The 17,564-nt window shown below is 72.3% G+C and carries 12 protein-coding genes and 2 pseudogenes; 5 read left to right on the plus strand and 9 right to left on the minus strand.

The annotated features are described in order from the left end of the window. Window positions 1–116 precede the first annotated feature (116 nt). Window positions 117–830 carry an HAD family hydrolase gene (locus tag KGS77_RS07650; RefSeq protein WP_242579696.1) on the minus strand — a complete coding sequence of 238 codons (714 nt, stop codon included), beginning with the start codon at window positions 828–830 and terminating at the stop codon, window positions 117–119. Window positions 831–1,327: 497 nt separating this feature from the next. On the opposite strand from KGS77_RS07650, the gene KGS77_RS07655 reads away from it, so the two are divergent. After that, on the plus strand, window positions 1,328–2,323 hold the full coding sequence (locus KGS77_RS07655) for a TetR/AcrR family transcriptional regulator (RefSeq protein ID WP_242579697.1): 996 nt from the start codon (window positions 1,328–1,330) through the stop codon (window positions 2,321–2,323). 154 nt (window positions 2,324–2,477) lie between these two features. Here the strand turns inward: KGS77_RS07655 and KGS77_RS07660 are convergent, their stop codons facing one another. Next, the gene (locus KGS77_RS07660) at window positions 2,478–3,446 is read right to left on the minus strand and encodes an NADP-dependent oxidoreductase (protein ID WP_277994317.1); all 969 of its coding nucleotides are present in this window, start codon (window positions 3,444–3,446) and stop codon (window positions 2,478–2,480) included. A 65-nt stretch (window positions 3,447–3,511) separates the two neighbouring features. Next, window positions 3,512–4,282 carry a glucose 1-dehydrogenase gene (locus tag KGS77_RS07665; protein ID WP_242579700.1) on the minus strand — a complete coding sequence of 257 codons (771 nt, stop codon included), beginning with the start codon at window positions 4,280–4,282 and terminating at the stop codon, window positions 3,512–3,514. A 202-nt stretch (window positions 4,283–4,484) separates the two neighbouring features. On the opposite strand from KGS77_RS07665, the gene KGS77_RS07670 reads away from it, so the two are divergent. Then, window positions 4,485–5,102, plus strand: a complete 618-nt coding sequence (locus KGS77_RS07670; protein ID WP_242579702.1) for a ScbR family autoregulator-binding transcription factor — start codon at window positions 4,485–4,487, stop codon at window positions 5,100–5,102. A gap of 203 nt (window positions 5,103–5,305) precedes the next feature. Further along, window positions 5,306–6,358: a ScbA/BarX family gamma-butyrolactone biosynthesis protein gene (locus KGS77_RS07675; protein WP_242579704.1), complete on the plus strand. Its 1,053-nt coding sequence runs from the start codon at window positions 5,306–5,308 to the stop codon at window positions 6,356–6,358. Between the two features lie 236 nt (window positions 6,359–6,594). Here KGS77_RS07675 and KGS77_RS07680 read toward each other — a convergent pair. Both KGS77_RS07680 and KGS77_RS07685 read right to left on the minus strand, forming a co-directional pair. Further along, window positions 6,595–8,987, minus strand: a pseudogene (locus tag KGS77_RS07680) (FAD-dependent monooxygenase). Beyond that, a complete protein-coding gene (locus KGS77_RS07685; RefSeq protein WP_242579706.1) occupies window positions 8,972–9,799 on the minus strand; it encodes an enoyl-CoA hydratase family protein in 828 nt (275 codons plus the stop codon). The pseudogene KGS77_RS07680 and the gene KGS77_RS07685 overlap by 16 nt, the downstream one beginning before the upstream one ends. Before the next feature lie 358 nt (window positions 9,800–10,157). Here KGS77_RS07685 and KGS77_RS07690 point away from each other — a divergent pair, with 358 nt between their 5' ends. Continuing rightward, entirely contained in the window at window positions 10,158–10,649 is a 492-nt protein-coding gene (locus KGS77_RS07690) for an ATP-binding protein (RefSeq protein WP_242579707.1), read from the plus strand. On the opposite strand, the gene KGS77_RS07695 is transcribed toward KGS77_RS07690, so the two are convergent. The 4 genes and pseudogenes from KGS77_RS07695 to KGS77_RS07710 all read right to left on the minus strand — a co-directional run bounded on the left by KGS77_RS07695 (window position 10,618) and on the right by KGS77_RS07710 (window position 16,453). After that, a complete protein-coding gene (locus KGS77_RS07695) occupies window positions 10,618–12,153 on the minus strand; it encodes an amino acid permease (protein WP_242579709.1) in 1,536 nt (511 codons plus the stop codon). The genes KGS77_RS07690 and KGS77_RS07695 overlap by 32 nt on opposite strands. Before the next feature lie 209 nt (window positions 12,154–12,362). Continuing rightward, complete coding sequence (argF, locus tag KGS77_RS07700; protein WP_242579711.1) at window positions 12,363–13,382, minus strand: ornithine carbamoyltransferase; 1,020 nt, start codon at window positions 13,380–13,382, stop codon at window positions 12,363–12,365. A gap of 183 nt (window positions 13,383–13,565) precedes the next feature. Continuing rightward, window positions 13,566–14,788: pseudogene (locus KGS77_RS07705) on the minus strand (arginine deiminase). Between the two features lie 105 nt (window positions 14,789–14,893). After that, window positions 14,894–16,453 carry an MFS transporter gene (locus tag KGS77_RS07710; protein WP_347404579.1) on the minus strand — a complete coding sequence of 520 codons (1,560 nt, stop codon included), beginning with the start codon at window positions 16,451–16,453 and terminating at the stop codon, window positions 14,894–14,896. A gap of 132 nt (window positions 16,454–16,585) precedes the next feature. Here KGS77_RS07710 and KGS77_RS07715 point away from each other — a divergent pair, with 132 nt between their 5' ends. Next, window positions 16,586–17,548, plus strand: coding sequence for a helix-turn-helix domain-containing protein (locus KGS77_RS07715; protein WP_242579713.1), 963 nt, complete (start codon window positions 16,586–16,588; stop codon window positions 17,546–17,548). Window positions 17,549–17,564: the final 16 nt, after the last annotated feature.

Genomic DNA, 17,564 nt, shown 5'->3' on the forward strand with positions numbered 1-17,564 from the left:
CGGCGGCGGGCGGTGGCGGCCGGCCCTCGGCACCGGTCAGCAGTCAGCGGCCGGCGGCGCTCGGCCCTCGGCCCTCGGCCCTCGGCCCTCGGCAGCAGTCAGCGCCCCCGCAGCGGTCAGCGCCTGCGCGGCTGTGCCCCGACGGCCGCCATGGGGCGCGGCCGGGAGGCGGCGACGGTGGAGACCACGTCCTTGAAGGAGCTGCACATCCGGGTCCCGGCGACGGCCGCGAGCTCACCGAAACTGCCGACGCCGTACGTGACGGCGATCGGCTCCATGCGGGCCGTCACCGCCATCCGCATGTCCCCCACCGTGTCCCCTACATAGGCACACTCCCACGGCGGCACCCCGACCTCCGCCGCCGCCCGCAGCACCAGCTCCGGGTGCGGCTTGCCGCGCCGGACCACGTCCTGGCAGACGACCGGCCCGAGCAGGTCGCGGATGCCCATCACTTCGAGCAGGGTTTCGGCGCTGCGCGTGGCCTTGGAGGTGGCCACGGCCAGTTCTATGCCGTGGGCGCGCAGCGCGGACAGCCCGGCCGCGACGCCGGGGAAGAGCAGTTGGGGACCTTCGCCCAGAACCTCGCAGGCGAACTGCTCGCGGTAGCGGGAGATGGCGGTCAGGACGGTGTCATGATCCTCCGGCATCCCCAGGAGCTGGCCGAAGGCGGTGCCCGGCGGCTTGCCCATGGCGGAGGCGGCCTGTCGGGTGGTGACCGCGCGGCCCTGCTCGGAGGCGACCTTGACGAGCAGGCGGCTGATGGCCGGCCGGGTGTTGGCGAGGGTTCCGTCGAGATCGAAGATGGCGGCTTTGATCGTCTCTGTGCTCATGCCCCGCACGGCGCCTCCAGGACGTACGCCGACTTCCAGTGACTCACGCATTGCTCGACACCTTTCCGATTTCCTCTGGATCTGTGGATCTATGGGTCCGATCGGGGTTCGTACGCCCTCGGACATGGGCAGCGTGTCGAGGACACCCGAAGGAAGAGGCGGACTCGCCGTGGTACGCCACCGCTTCCTGGTGACGTGCAGCCGTCGAGGTGGCATCGCCGGAAGAGACACTTCCCGTTACTCGCCTCCGCAGATTTAAAAACCGCCTGCGCTGTTTGTCAATGCGCAGGGCGACGCTCCGGTAGCCCTGGGCCAACAATTACGGAGCCCCACCGGACCGGTTAACTCCTCAACAACCCTTGGATTACGGCATTCCGCCCGCTCACGGGAACATGGGTGCACCTGGATGGCCGGTCAGAGGCATTTTGAGAACCGCACGGTTGGTTTGTATGTAGACTACGGGCGCTCGTAGCCGGACTAGAGACAGGACGGACACCGTGCCGACTCAGCATCGAGCCATCCAAAGCCGCCAGGCGCTCATCCGCTCGGCGGCACAGACCTTCATCGAGAAGGGGGTGCCCGCATCCGGAATGGTGGAGATCAGCCGCCGGGCACGACTGAGCAAGGGAGCCCTCTACTTCCACTTCAGCTCCAAGGAAGACCTCACGCTCGCCGTGCGCGACGAGGCGCTGGGCACCCTGCGGGAGCTGGAGGAGGCACTCGTACGGTCCCCGCACCCCGCACGGACCGCCATACGGGACTTCGCCATCGCACTGCTCGGCCGGGTGGACGCCGACGTGGTGATGCGGGCCGGACTTCAGCTCCGCCCGGAGACCGCCCGCGACATGGACGAGGCACACCTGGAGCAGCGGTGGTACACGCTCTTCCTGGACAAGGCGGCGGCCGACCGCAACGCCGGGCGGCTGCCCCCGGAGGCCGACCCCCGGCGGATCGCCCAGTTGGTGACCTCGCTGGTGGTGGGGCTGCTGCATCTGGGGCACGACGACCGGACATGGTGGGACAAGGACGTCATCACCGATATGTGGAGCCTGCTGCTGCACGCCGGGGCGCCGCCTTCCGAAGCGGCCGGCTCCGAAGCGCCCGGCTCCGGGTCCGACGCCGCCCCCGTCGCCGGCCCGGGCCCCGGGGACGCACGGAAGGGCGCGGTCGCGCGTACGGCTACGGGTACAGGTGCGCGTACGGATACGGGTACGGCTGTGCGTACGGGCTCGGCCGCGGGTACGGACACCGGCGGGCCGGCCGGCGGATCCGGGCCGGCCGTGCGCAGGGCGCCGGCCGGCGCCCCGAGGGCCTCCGCGCCCAAAGCACCCGCCCCCAAGGCGTCCGACATCTCTTCGACCGGTTCCGCGACCGGTTCCGCCACGGCGTTACTCGCTCCCGCCGTACGGGCCGCCGCCGCCCGTACCGCCTCCGTCACGGCACGGCACGGACACCGGGCCGCCGACCGGTCGGTCACAACAGACCGGTCATGACCTCTCGGTCACGACCGGTGAAACGGGAAGCGGGGGCACGGTGCGAGCAGAACGGGGGATCAGGGGCGTACAGGTCGTGAGCGGATAGAAGGTGCGCACGGCGCGTCGGCCGACCGGAGTTGTCCACCGCTCGGACAGCCCGGCCCCGGCGCCCTCACACCTCGACCAGTACGGAACCGATGTGCCGCCCCTCCGTCAGCTCGAACAGGGCGCGCGGTGCCTGTGCGATGCCGCGCAGCCGGACGTGGGGGAAGACCAGGGAGCCGTCCCGCAGGCCCCGCCCGAACTCCGCCGCCCACTCCCCGGGCAGGTCCGGGTGGTCCTGCCGGGAGAAGCCCGCCAGCGTGATCCGGCGGGCCACCATCAGTGCCGGGTCCACCCGTACGGCTGCCGGGGCACCCCCCAACTGAGCGGTCAGCGCGCCCACCAGCGCGCACCGGGCGCCGGTCGCGGCCACCGCCAGCGCCGCCGCGAGCTGCTCGCCGCCCACCGTGTCGAGCAGGACGTCGACGCCCTCGGGCGCCGCCCGGCGCAGTTGTTCCAGGGCCGGCCCGGCGCCGCGCACGACGATGTCGTCGTAGCCCAGCTCCGTACGCAGCCGTTCCGCCTTGTGCGGGGAGCCGGTGCTGCCGATCACCCGCCGCGCGCCGAGCCGGCGGGCGATCTGTCCGGCCATGGCGCCGACCCCGCCGGCCGCCCCCGTGACGAACACGGTGTCCCCTGGGCGCACCGGGGCCGTACGGGTCAGCGCGCCCCAGGCCGTGGCGCCCTGGGAGAGGTACGCGGCGGGGTCGGGGAGCACCGCCGGGTCCGCGTGGTGGGCCCGCTCCTCCTCGACGACGGCGTACTCGCGCCAGCCGTAGGGGTGCACGACGAGATCACCGGGGGCGAAGCCGCCGCCGGAGGCTCGGACCACTTCGCCGACCGCGGGGCCCCACAGTGCCCGGCCCGGCACAAAGGCGGGCATGGGGAGATCGGATTCGGTCATCATCGTGCGCATGGCGGCGGTGACGGACATGATCCGGTTGCGGACCAGAAGCCGGCCGGGGCCGGGTTCGGGCACCGGGACCTCCTCGGCCGCGAGGTGTCCGGCGCCCGGCGCGCCCTCGGGGCGGCTCACCAGACGTATCTCACGGTGGGTGGCGGGAACGGCTCCGCCGGGACCGTGGGAGCTGCGGGGTCGCACGGTCAGATCGCCGTCCAGCCGCCGTCGACCGGGACCGTGGCGCCGGTGATGAACGAGGAGCGGTCGCACAGCAGCCAGGCCGCGGCCTGTCCGACCTCGGCCGGGACGGCCAGCCGCTGCTGGATCGCCCGGGCGAGGAAGGTCTCCTCCAGGCCGGGCGTCGCGTCCAGGGCCGCCTGGAGCAGTTCGGTGCGGGTGTTGCCGACCGCCAGGGCGTTGACGCGGATGCCCTGCTCGGCGTACTCGGAGGCGGCGGCCTTGGTCAGGCCGATGACGGCGTGCTTGGCTGCGATGTACGGGGCGCCGACGCCGGTGGCCAGTACGCCGGCGACGCTGGAGGTGTTGACGATGGACCCGCCGCCCGTCTCCAGCATGGCGGCCGTCTCGTAGCGCAGGCAGTTCCACACCCCGCGTACGTTGACGTCCATGACGTAGTCGAAGTCGGCGTCGTCCATCTCGTGCAGCTTGGTGCCGACGGTGCCGTAGCCGGCGTTGTTGAACGCGCCGTCCAGGCGGCCGAAGCGTTCCACGGCCGTGGTGACCGCGCGTTCCACGTCACCCTTGCGGATGACATCGCCGGCCACCGCGACGGCCCGCCCGCCGCTCGCCCCGATCTCCTCGGCGAGCGCCTCCAGGAGCTTTTCGCGCCGGGCGAAGAGCACCACCGCGGCGCCCTCGGCGGCGAACAGGCGGGCCGCCGCCGCGCCGATCCCGCTGGAGGCCCCGGTGATCATCACTGTCTTGCCGTCGAGCATTCGCCGATCATCAGTCATGGGGGCAGTAAAACAGGCGCCGTGACGGCCGGAAAAACCGGCCTCGGCAGCCCTTTCCAACCACTTTTCAATACCGCGTGGTTGGCTTATTTCGAGCCGCGAAAATAGACTGCGGGTCAAGCTCGGGGGGATCACCGCGGATGCCGGCCCGAGGTTCCGCGAGAGCGACGTTCACGACAGAACAGAAGAAGGAGGGTGACCGGTGGTCAAGCAGGAACGTGCACTGCGCACACGACGCGCCGTCCTCCAAGCGGCGGCCGAGGTCATCGGCGAGCGCGGCTACGGAGCCGCCACCATGGCCGAGATCATCCAGCGCGCCGGGGTGACCAAGGGAGCCCTGTACTTCCACTTCCCCTCCAAGGACGCCCTGGCGCGGGCCGTCATCGAGGAGCAGACCGACCCCTTCGTCCCCAAGGAGACCGAGTCCCGCCTCCAGGACGCCATCGACTTCACCCATGAGGTGGCCATCGCCCTGCGGGACGACGCGCTGCTCCAGGCCGGCACCCGGATCGCGGTGGAGACGACCTTCAGCGACACGCCCATGGTGCCGTACCAGGAGTGGATCAACATCATGACGGAGATCTTCGGCGAGGCACGCCGACGGGGCGAGCTGCTGCCCTCGGTGGACCCCGCCAAGGCGGCCGAGTTCTTCGTGTCCTCCTACACCGGCGTGCAGCTCTTCTCGCTGGCGGCCTCGGGGCGCCAGGACCTGCCCGCGCGGGTGACGTCGCTGTGGAAGCACATCCTCCCCGGGCTGGCCTCCCCCGGCGCCATGACGCATGTCGACCCCCAGGGAAGGCCGCACAAGACCGCCGCCTGAGTCCGCCTCCGGCGCCCCTTCACGCTCCTGCCCGGCTGTTCACCCGCTTCCGCCCCTGTGGCCTCCCCCCTGAAAATCAGGCAGCACGGACTGGAAAACAAACCGGCTGGTCTGTATCTTGGTCGCCGTCGGTCCGCCGTCGGTCCGCCGTCGCGTCCATGGGCACGGGCCGCTGAGCTCTACCCACCAGGGAGGGAATCCGGATGACCAGCGCAGCCCTCGCCGCGCCGCACGACACCGCCGGCCGCCGGGCCGGCCGTGTGCCGTCCCGTCCCCGCGTCCTGGACATGCCGCCGCTGACGACGACGGTGCCCCGCGAGTACGTACACCGGGCCGCGCTGTCCGAGGTGTTCCTGACCGACTGGGGGTACGCCGGGGACGACACATGGGTGGTCGGCGCGCAGTGGCCGCGGGCGCACAGCTTCTACGGCCCGGCCGGCGGCCTGCACGACCCGGTGCTGCTGGTCGAGACCATACGGCAGGCGGGCATCCTGCTCAGTCACGTGGCCCACGGGGTGCCGCTGGAGAACTCCATCATCTGGCAGGACATGCGCTACCGCCTGGCCCCCGAAGCACTGCGGACGTCCGCGACCCCCGCCGAGATAGAGCTGCACGTGCGCGACGAGGACCTGGTGCGCCGCGGCGCCCGGCTGGCCGGCGCCCGCCAGCGCTACCGCGTCCTGCGCGACGGGGCCGAACTGGCCACCGCCACCTTGGACTTCTCCTGCCACAGCCCGGCCGTCTACCGCCGGCTGCGCGGCGCGTACTGCGACCTGGAGCACGCCTACGCCCGGCGGCTGCCCCCGCCGGAGCCGCTGCTGCCGCCGCTGGTCGCACGCGACCGTACGGCCGATGTGGTGCTCTCCCCCACCGGCCGGCCGCATCTGTGGCAGTTGAGGGTGGACACCGCACACCCCGTGCTCTTCGACCACCCCGTGGACCATACCCCCGGCATGCTGCTGGTGGAGGCCGCCCGGCAGGCCGCGCAGGCCACGGCGGGCCCCGGATTCGTCCTGCCGGTGGAGATGGAGTGCGCCTTCGAGCGGTACGGCGAGCTGGACGCGCCCTGCTGGGTGCGGGCCACGCCGCGCGGCCATGACGTCGCGGGCCGGTTCCGCGTGGACATAGCGGTGGAACAGTACGACCAGCCCGTTTTTTCCGCCCGAATCGCCGCGCGTCCGGCAGGCCGATCGGCGGAAAACTCCTTTTCGCATTCCGGCCGTGGCTCGAACGGCTGCCCCCTTCCGTCGAATTGAATGCCGGGCGCCGCTTAGTGCCCCATTCGACGCGAAAAAGCCGCTGCCCCACGCCTGAACCCGCCGCCCCAATACGGAATGGTCCGTACCTTCGTTGTCCGATGTCCGGAGCGGCGGGTCCGGTATGCCAGGTACCGACTCCGGTATGCCGAGTACCGGCTCCGGAATGGCGGGTCCGGGACCAACCGGCGGCGAGGGCCGGGCGTCACCGCGGCCACACGTCACCGGGCCAGATGTCACCGCGGCAGGGAGAGCCGCGGTCGCGGCGCGTCCGTACGGCCCGTGGGAGGGGTCCGGCTGCCCGCCCGGTACGGGAGCGGCCACGGCGCGCCGGGCCCGGCATAGTCCTGCTCGGCGGCGGCATGCAGCGTCCAGTGCGGGTCGTACAGATGCGGGCGGGCCAGCGCGCACAGGTCCGCGCGCCCGGCCAGGACCAGTGAGTTGACGTCGTCCCAGGAGGAGATGGCGCCGACCGCGATGACGGGAACGCCCACGGTGTTGCGGATCCGGTCGGCGAACGGCGTCTGGTAGGAGCGGCCGAAGTCGGGGCGCTCGTCCGGCACGACCTGCCCGGTCGAGACGTCCAGGGCGTCCGCGCCGTGCGCCGCGAAGGCGCGCGCGATCTCCACCGCGTCCTGGCAGGTCGTGCCACCCTCGGCCCAGTCCGTGGCGGAGATGCGGACCGTCATGGGCCGCTCGGCCGGCCACACCTCCCGTACCGCGTCGAAGACCTCCAGGGGGTAGCGCAGCCGGGCGGCGAGGTCACCGCCGTAGGCGTCGCGGCGGTGGTTGGTGAGCGGGGAGAGGAAACCGGAGAGCAGATAGCCGTGTGCGCAGTGCAGTTCCAGCAGGTCGAACCCGGCCCGCGCGGCGGCCTGCGCCGACCGTACGAACTGCTCGCGCACGGTGCGCAGTTCGGCGGCGGTCAGGGCGTGCGGGACCTGGTTGACACCGGGGCGGTACGGGATCGGGGAGGCGGCCACCACCGGCCAGTTGTGCTCCGGCAGCGGCTGGTCGATGCCCTCCCACATCAGGCGGGTGGAGCCCTTGCGGCCGGAGTGGCCGAGCTGGACGCCGATCGCGGTCCCGGGCGCCTGGGTGTGTACGAAGTCGGTGACACGGCGCCAGGCCGCTTCGTGTCCGGGCGCGTACAGTCCCGTACAGCCGGGGTGATACGGCCCTGCGGGCTGACGCAGACCATCTCCGTCATCACCAGTCCGGCGCCGCCCAGGGCCCGCGCGCCGAGGTGGACGAGGTGGAAGTCACCGGGGGTGCCATCGCCGTCCGGGGCGCTGTACATGTCCATCGGGGAGACCACCACGCGGTTGCGCAGGGTCAGTCCGCGCAGTTCGAAGGGCGTGAACATGGGCGGCGTGCCGGGCGGTACGCCGGCCTCCTCCTCGACGCGGGCCACGAATCCCCGGTCGCGCAGCCGCAGGTTGTCGTGGGTGACGCGGCGGCTGCGGGTCAGGAGGTTGAAGGCGAACCGGCGGGGCGGCTGGTCCAGGTACATCGCCAGGTTCTCGAACCACTCCAGGCTGGCGCGGGCGGCACGCTGGGTGGAGGCCACGACGGGCCGGCGCTCGGCCTCGTACGCGGCCAGCGCGTCGGGGAGGGCCGCGTGCTCCTCCAGGCACGCGGCGAGGGCGAGGGCGTCCTCGACGGCGAGCTTGGTGCCGGAGCCGATGGAGAAATGGGCGGTGTGGGCGGCGTCGCCGAGCAGGACCGTACGGCCGTGCCACCAGCGCTCGTTGACGACCGTACGGAAGGCGGTCCAGGCGGAGTTGTTGGTGCGCAGCGGCTGTCCGTACAGGGCGTCGGAGAAGACCTTGGCACACCACTGGGCCGACTCGCGTTCCGTACTGCGGTCCAGGCCGGCCCGCCGCCAGACCTCCTCGCGCATCTCGACGATGACGGTGCTGGCGTCGGCGCCCGTAGCGTCTCCCGGGGCGGGGCCGAGGTCCGGGCCTCGGGGGTCCGTACGGCGGGAGTCCGTACGGCGGGAGTCCGTACGACGGGCGTACGGGTAGCCGTGGAGCTGGGCGACGCCGTACTCGGTCTCGGCGATCTCGAAGCGGAAGGCGTCGAAGGCGAAGTCGGCGCTGAGCCAGATGTAGCGGCAGCGGTGGGTGGTCAGGCTCGGACGGAAGACGTCGGCGTGGGCGGCGCGGGTGGCGCTGTGCACCCCGTCGGCGGCGACCACCAGGTCGTGGGAGGCGGCGAGTTCGGCCGCGGGCGGCGCCGGGGTCCGGAACAGCAGACGGATGCCCAGGTCCCGGCAGCGCTCGTGCAGGACGGCCAGCAGCCGGCGGCGGCCCAGGGCCGCGAAGCCGTGTCCGCCCGAGGTGAGGGTCACTCCGCGGTGCACGATGTCGATGTCGTCCCAGCGGACGAACTCCCGGCGCAGCGCGCGGTGGACGACGGGGTCGGCGTGTTCGATGCCGCCGAGGGTCTCGTCGGAGAGCACGACGCCGAAGCCGAAGGTGTCGTCGGGGGCGTTGCGTTCCCAGACGGTGATGTCCCGGCGCGGGTCGAGGCGTTTGAGGAGGGCGGCGGCGTACAGGCCGCCCGGTCCGCCCCCGATGACGGCGACCCGCAGGGCGGCACCGGTCCTCATTTCCCCTGCCATTTGGGGGGCCGCTTCTCGGTGAAGGCGGCGTGGAACTCGGCGTAGTCGGCGCTGTTCATCAGCAGGGCCTGGGTGGCGGCGTCCAGTTCGACGGCCGCGGCCAGCGGCATGTCCAGTTCGGCGGTGAGCAGCGCCTTGGTCTGGGCGTACGCGAGGGCCGGCCCCTCGGCCAGCCGGCGGGCCAGGGCGTGCGCCGCCTGGTGGGCCCGCCCCTCCTCCGTCAGCTCGCTGATCAGCCCGATGCGCTCGGCCTCCTGCGCGCGGACCACGTCACCCAGCATGAGCAGGCGGGTGGCGTGCCCCAGACCCACCACCCGCGGCAGCAGGTACGCCGCCCCCATGTCGCCGCCGGACAGTCCGACCTTGGTGAAGAGGAAGGCGAAGCGGGTGGAGGGGTCGGCGACGCGGAAGTCGGCGGCCAGCGCGAGCACCGCGCCGGCTCCGGCGGCGACCCCGTGGAGGGCGGCGACCACCGGGAAGGGGCACTCACGCACGGCCCGGACGACCTGTCCGGTCATCCGGTTGAAGTCCAGCAGTTGCGCGGTGTCCATGCCCAGGGTGGCGCCGATGATCTCCTCGACGTCACCGCCGGAGCAGAAGCCGCGCCCCTCGCCGCCCAGGACGAGGGCGCGTACGGACCGCTCCCTGGACAGCTCCGCGAGCAGGTCGCGCAGGTCGGCGTAAGCCTCGAAGGTCAGGGCGTTGAGCTTGTGCGGACGGGCGAGGGTGACGGTGACGACGCCGTCTTCCCTGGTCACGTCGATGTGCTGCCATGTGGTGGTGGTGTCGGCGGATCCCGTGAACGGGCTCATGGGCTGATTGCCCCCTTCAGCCGGACGGTCGGCGGGTGCCTGGACGGTCGCTGTCGCTGCCCTTCGAAGTTATCACCGGTCTGTGACTGTCGTCACGAGTACGCGATAGAGCCGGATGCGTACGCCGTGGAGCCGGCCCGGCAGGGACGCGCGTGGGGCGACAGGTGGGGCACAGGCAGCACGCAGGTGGGACACACGGGACATACGGAGACGCGCGCGGACACACGTGGACGCGCGCGGGAGCCGAGGGGACCCCGCCTTCCACCGCGCCCCGGCCGCCTTCGTACGGTGGGGGGACCCCCATAACCCCACCCGGAACCCTCGCGAACGGATCAGCGCTGTGCCGAAACCTTCCGCCATGGCCTCCTGGAGGATCGCCCTGCCGCACACCACGGCCGCCGTCCCGATCGCCCGCGCCCTGATCCGCAAGGCGCTGGCGCACGGCGGCGGAGGCGAGAGCGGGAGCGAGGGCGAGGGCGGGGGTGCGTACGGCGCCCGGGGAGGCGGCACGCCGGGCGGCGCCATCCGTACGGGGACGGACAGCCACACCGCCGAGCTGCTGACCGCGGAGCTGGTCGCCAACGCCGTGGAACACACCGCCGGCCGTACGCCCATCGAACTCGTCGTGGAACTGCGGCCGACCGGCTGCCAGGTGGAGGTGCACGACGCCGACCCGTCCCCCGTGGAGGGGCTGGACCCCCGGGCTCCCCTGCCCCGCCCCGATCCCTACGCCGAGAACGGCCGCGGCCTGCTGCTGATACGTACCCTCAGCTCGGCCTCCGGCTGCCGCGTCACCGACCGGGGCAAGGCCACCTGGTTCACCCTCGCCCCGGGCCGGGCGCGGAGCTGACCGCGGCCACCGGCGGCCCGGCGGGTGCCCCTTCCGGGGACTCGTCCCCGGACGCGACCGGGGACCCGTCCAGGGGCTCGGCCCGGGACCCGTCCGCGCCTGCGGTCGTCGCCAGCCGGGAGCGCCGGCGCCCGTACGCCGAGTAGACCAGCGACCCCGCCACCAGGAAAGCGGCGAACTGGAGCCAGGTCGCCGGACCCGTCCCGTAGATCAGGTAGAGGCAGAAGGCGATGCCGAGCACGGGGCTGACGGGGAAGAGCGGGACACGGAAGCGGCGCGGGAGGTCGGGCCGGGTCCGGCGCAGCACCATCACGCACACGTTGACGACGGCCATGACGGCCAGCGTCCCGATGGTCGTCAGGTTCATCACGACGTCCAGAGGGACGACCGCGGCCGGCACCGCGAAGACGACCGCGACGATCCAGGTGTTGGCGACGGGCGTGGAGGTCCGCGGGGAGATCCGTTCGAAGACCCGGGGCACCAGTCCGTCCCGGGACATCGACATCAGGATGCGGGTCTGCCCGTACATGACGGCCAGGACGACGGAGGCGATGGCCACGACCGCGCCGAAGGCGATGATCCCGCCGCCGACGGCCGAGCCGGTGACCCGGTCGACGACCAGGGAGAGGGCCGCGGGCTTGTCGCCGACCTGGCCGGCGCCGAGCGCGCCGATGGCGGTCAGGGCCACCAGGCAGTACAGGACCGTGACGACGCCGATGCAGATCATGATGGCGAGCGGGATGTTGCGCCGGGGGTTCTTGACCTCTTCGCCCGCCGTGGTGATCGCGTCGAAGCCGATGTAGGAGAAGAACGCCAGCGAGGCGCCGGAGGTGACCCCGGCGACGCCCTCGGGGGCGAAGGGGGTGAGGTTGCCGTCCCGGAAGGCGGTGAAGGCGATGCATCCGAACAGGATCAGCACGGCGATCTTCAGTACGGCCATCGCGGCGGTCGCCCGCGCGCTCTCACGGATGCCGCGGACCAGCAGCAGCGCGGCCAGCAGCATCACGACCACGGCCGGGACGTTGATGACGCCGCCGTCCCCGGGCGGGCTGGAGAGGGCCGCCGGGAGCTGCCATCCGATGAGGCTGTCCAGCAGTTCGTTGAGGTACTGGCCCCAGCCCACGGCGACGGCCGAGACCGATATGCCGTATTCGAGCAGCAGGCACCAGCCCACGAGGAAGGCCGTGCGCTCGCCGAGGGTGGCGTACGCGTAGGAGTACGAGCTGCCGGACACCGGGATGGCACCGCCCAGCTCCGCGAAGGAGAAGGCGGTGAAGACGCAGGTGACGGCCGCCAGCACGAAGGAGAGCAGGACGGCGGGGCCGGCCTGGGCGACGGTGCCGGACAGGCCGACGAAGATGCCGGTGCCGACGATCGCACCGATGCCGAAGCACACGAGCTGGAAGAGGCCCATGGTGCGCTTGAGGCCGTGGCCTTCGAGGTCGCCGCCGGACTCGGCGAGGAGGAGATCGGGGGACTTGATGCGCGGGCCGCTGGGGCGCATGGGGTGGTTCTCTTCTCTGGTGGTGCGGGTGTGCGCGGCGGGGTGGTCCGCGCACCGAGCGGGGGGCGGGGTGGCTGCCCGGGGCCCGTACGTCGGTCGATGGTAACCGCCGGGACTGCATGATCGCTCATTGGGGCGTATGAGTATGCAGCCGGTTGCGGTCGGGGGCCGGGGGCCCTGGCTGGGGAGTCCTGCTGAAGGGGACGCGGTCAGGAAGCCGCGCGCAGACCGGCCATCGTGGCGACCATGACCGCCTTGATCGTGTGCAGCCGGTTCTCCGCCTCGTCGAAGACCACGGAGTGCGCGGACTCGAAGACCTCGTCGGTCACTTCCAGTGACGTCAGGCCGTGCCGCTCGTACACCTCACGGGCAACCTCGGTACCGAGGTCATGGAAGGCGGGCAGGCAGTGCAGGAACTTCACGTCCGCGTTGCCGGTGGCACGCAGGACGTCCATCGTGACCGCGTAGTCGCGGAGCAGTGCGATCCGCTCGTCCCACACCTCCTTCGGCTCGCCCAGCGAGACCCACACGTCGGTGATGACGAAGTCCGCGCCGCGCACGCCCTCGGCCACATCGGGGGTGAACGTCAGCCGCGCCCCGCTTTCCCCGGCGAGCCGGCGGGCCGCGGCGACGACGGCCTCGTCCGGCCACAGCTCCTGCGGCGCCACGATGCGTACGTCCATGCCGAGGAGCGCGCCCGTGACGAGGTAGGAGTTGCCCATGTTGTGCCGGGCATCACCCAGATAGGCGAAAGTGATCTCTTCGAGCGGCCGGCCCGGGAGGTGCTCGGTCATGGTCAGGACGTCGGCGAGCATCTGGGTCGGGTGCCACTGGTCGGTCAGCCCGTTGAAGACGGGCACTCCCGCGTACCGGGCCAGCTCCTCGACGTCCTGGTGGGCGCTGCCACGGAACTCGATGGCGTCGAACATCCGGCCGAGGACCCGGGCGGTGTCCTTCACCGACTCCTTGTGCCCGATCTGCGACCCCGACGGGTCGAGGTAGGTGGTCGAGGCGCCCTGGTCGGCGGCGGCGACCTCGAAGGCACAGCGGGTGCGGGTCGAGGTCTTCTCGAAGATCAGGGCTATGTTGCGCCCCTTGAGGTACGGGGTCTCGGTGCCCGCACGCTTGGCGGCCTTCAGTTCGGCCGCCAGCTCGACCAGTCGGCGGAATTCCCCGGCGCTGAAGTCCAGCTCCTTGAGGAAGTGGCGGCCGGTGAGGTCTATCGCCATGGGTGGGCTCCTAGGTGGTCGGGGGAGTGGGGTCGGGGCGGAGTGGGTCGGGGCCAAGAACGACTGGAAGTCTATACGATATCCTGCATCACTATTCACGGTCATGCGGGGCCGGGCCCACAGGTTTACCGGTCCGCGGGCCCGTCCGCCACGGGGCCTGCCCCTGCCGTCCCTCCCACCCGGCTACACGGGATCGCGCTCCACCGGACAGCTCATGCAGCGCGGGCCCCCGCGGCCCCGCCCCAGCTCGCTCCCGGGGATCGTGATGACCTCGATCCCGCGTTTGCGCAGATAGGTGTTGGTGGTCACATTGCGCTCGTACGCCACCACCACCCCCGGCTCGACGGCCAGCACGTTGCACCCGTCGTCCCACTGCTCCCGCTCGGCCGCGTGCACGTCCTGGGTGGCCGTCAGGACCCGGATGCCGTCCAGGCCCAGCGCCGCGGCGATGGCCCGGTGCATGTGCTCCGGCGGGTGGTCGGTGACCTTCAGTTCCTGCTCGCCCGCACCCGGCTCGATGGTGTACGAGCGGAGCATGCCCAGCCCCGCGTACTGCGTGAAGGTGTCCCCGTCGATCATCGTCATCACGGTGTCCAGGTGCATGAAAGCGCGGCGTTTGGGCATGTCCAGCGCCACGATCGTGTGGGCCGACCCCGCCGCGAACAGCCCGCGGGCCATCATCTCCACGGCCTGCGGGTGGTCCGTTCGCTCATCCCTATGAGCACCGCCCCCTTGCCGAGCACCAGGACGTCGCCGCCCTCGATCGTCGAGGGGTAGTCCGCCTGGCCCTGTGACCAGACGTTGAAACCGCCGTCCCGGAAGAGCGGGTGATAGCGGTAGATCGCCTCGTAGTGGACCGTCTCGCGCTGCCGGGCGGGCCAGCGCATCGCGTTGATCGCCACGCCGTCGTAGACCCAGGCGGAGGTGTCACGGGTGAACAGGTGGTTGGGCAGCGGCCCCAGCAGGAAGTCGTCCAGCTCCATCACATGGAAGCGCACCGATGTCGGCTCGGGGTTGCGCTCCAGGTACTCCCGTTTGGTCATGCCGCCGATCAGGGCCTCCACCAGTTCCGCGACCGGCAGCTCCTCGAAGGCGGCCCGCAGGTGGCCGGTGGCCAGCGGGCCGTACTCCTTCTCGTCGAAGACCCGGTCCAGGACGAGCTCGCGTGCCTCGGGGACTTCCAGCGCCCCGGCCAGCAGGTCCCCGAAGAGGTGCACCTCCACCCCGCGGTCTCTGAGGACGTCCGCGAAGCCGTCGTGCTCGGCGCGGGCGCGGCGCACCCACAGCAGGTCATCGAAGAGCAGCGCGTCCTTGTTGGTGGGCGTGAGCCGCTTGAGCTCCAGATCGGGCCGGTGCAGGATGACGCGGCGCAGCCGCCCGGCCTCGGAGTCGACGTGATATCCCATCCCCCCATCCTGGCCGGGCCGGGGCGTGATCACTCGGTGTGCGGCGCATTGAAGCGAGAGCGGGCGGCGGGGCGTGTGTGCCAAGCACCGCACCCGCTTCACGCCTCACACCGTGCCGGGCCCGGGCGGCGCTGCGAGCCGGCGCGGCGTCGCGGGCTCGGGGGACGGCTCGGACTCGGGCGCCGCCTGGGGTTCGCGCGGCGTCGTGGGCTTGCTCAGGGTGGCCGCCGCCAGGACCGCCGCCGCTGCCAGGACCGCGACGAGCACCCAGGCGGCGTGCAGGGATCCCGCGGTGACCCGGGAGCCCGTGACCGCGACCAGGGCCGCCACGCCCAGCGCCGTACCGCCCTGCCGGGAGACCATCAGGACGCCGGAGCCCAGCGAGAGCCGGTCGGCCGGGAGACGGCCGGTCGCGGCGAACATCACCGGCTGGTACAGGGCGGTGCCCAGTCCGGCGAGGACCAGGCCGGGGAGGTGCCCGACGGCGTAGTGCGCGCCGTCGCCGCCCGCCACCAGCCACCACAGGGGCGCGGCGACGAAGCACAGCGCGCCGAACAGGGCGGTCGCCCGCTCGCCCACGGCCCGTACGATCCGGCCCGAGAAACCCGAGACCACCAGGACCGTCAGCGGCCACGGCACGATGGCCAGGCCCGCCTGCTGCGTCGAGTAGTGCCGGACGTCGGTGAACCACAAGGTGGTGCCCAGGGTCATGGCCGAATAGGCGACGAAGTAGGCGAGCAGCCCGAGGGTGGCGGCGGTGAATCCGGGCGTACGGAACAGCGCCGGGTGGATCACGGGTTCGGGAGCGTCGCGGCGTACGCCGCCGGTCTTACGTACGTACGCGGCCGTGTGCATGCGCGCGGCCCGGCGTACGTGTACCGCGCACAGCACACCCGCCAGGACGCCGGCCGCGAGCACCGCGAGGGTGCCGGGGGCGGCGAACCCCCACTCGGGCGCCTGGACGCAGGCGGTCACCAGGCCGCCGGTGCACAGCAGGACCAGCACGGTCCCCAGGAGGTCCGGGCGGCGCCGCTCGCCCCGTACGGAGACGGGCAGGAAACGTACGCCCGCGACGACCGCGACCAGGACGACCGGCGCGTTGATCAGGAAGATCCAGCGCCAGTCGGCGGCGGCCAGCAGCCCGCCGATCACCGGGCCCGAACTGGCCGCCAGCGCGCTGACCGCCGTCCAGACGCCGACGGCGGTGGCGCGTTCACGCGGCGGGAAGGCGGGCAGCGCCAGGGACAGGGAGGTGGGGATCAGTACGGCGGCGGCGATGCCCTGGACGACGCGGGCGGCGATCAGGACGGTGAGGGTCGGCGCCGCGCCACAGCCCACGGAGGCCAGGCCGAAGAGCACCATGCCGGTCAGGAAGCTGCGGCGGCGGCCCGTTTCGTCGGCGATCCGGCCGGCCGGGACCAGGAGGGCGGCGAGTACGACGGTGTAGCCGTTGAGGACCCAGGAGAGCTGCGCGGCGGACGCCGAACCGAAGTCCCGGCCGATCGCGGGGAAGGCGATGGTGACGGCGATCAGGTCCAGTACGGCGAGGAACTGGGCCGCCGAGGCGATGCCGAGGATGAGCCAGCGGCGGGGGTCGGGGGTGGGAGTGGGGTGGGTCGGGGGTGGGAGTGGGATCGGGGGTGGACGCAGAGGCCGAGGCGGCAGGGGACGGAGAAGCTGGGGCTGAGGAGGTTGGTGGGGCTGAAGGGACTGGAGAAGTCGTCATGCCGATCAGCATCGTGTCCGGAAAGATCCACGACGAGTGGCAGTAGTGACAGCACCCGCTACATTACTGCCATGCCCACGATCGCCGTCGCCGTCACCGACGGCATGCCGTTCTTCGAACTCGCCATCCCCTGCCACATCTTCGGCACCGACCGGCCCGACACCCCCGACGGCTGGTACGACCTGCGGGTCTGCGCGATCGGGACGGACGGAGCCGACCCGCACGCGCGCTCCTGGTTCCGTGCCCACACCCCTTACGGCGCAGCCGAGCTGGTCGCCGCGGACACCGTGCTGGTGCCGGCCTCGGCAGACGTACACGGCGACCCGCCGCCCGAGCTCCTGGACGCCCTGCGCAGCGCGCACCGCCGTGGTGCCCGCCTGGTCTCCCTGTGCTCCGGCGCCTTCACCCTGGCCGCGACCGGGCTGCTGGACGGCCGTACGGCCGCCACGCACTGGATGTACGCGGCGCTGCTCGCCGAGCGTTACCCGGCCGTCAGCGTGGACCCCACCGTCCTGTACATCGACCACGGCGACGTCCTGACCGGCGCCGGGGCGACCGCCGCCATCGACGTCTGTCTGCACCTGGTCCGCGAGGACTTCGGTACCGAGGCCGCCAACACCCTCGCCCGGCAGCTCGTCGCCCCCGCCCACCGGCCCGGCGGCCAGGCCCAGTTCATCCAGGCGCCGCTGCCGCCCCGTACGGACGACTCACTCGCGCCCCTGCTGCACTGGGCACGCGAGAGCCTCGACCGGCCGCTGACCGTCGCCGACCTGGCCCGCCGGGCCCACACGAGCCCGCGCACGCTCGTACGGCGGTTCCACGCGGCGACCGGCACCACACCGATGCGGTGGCTCCAGGCCCAGCGCATCGCCCGGGCCCGGGAGCTGCTGGAGGGCAGCGACCTGCCGGTGGACCGGGTGGCGGAGGTCTGCGGCCTGGGCACGGCCGCCAACCTCCGGCGGCACTTCACGCGCGCGGTGGGCGTACCTCCGATCGACTACCGGCGGTCCTACCGCGCCGCGCGTGCGTCCTGAACCGCCTCCGCCTCAC

The organism is Streptomyces sp. MST-110588, assembly GCF_022695595.1.
In the GTDB taxonomy this organism is placed as follows: Bacteria; Actinomycetota; Actinomycetes; order Streptomycetales; family Streptomycetaceae; genus Streptomyces.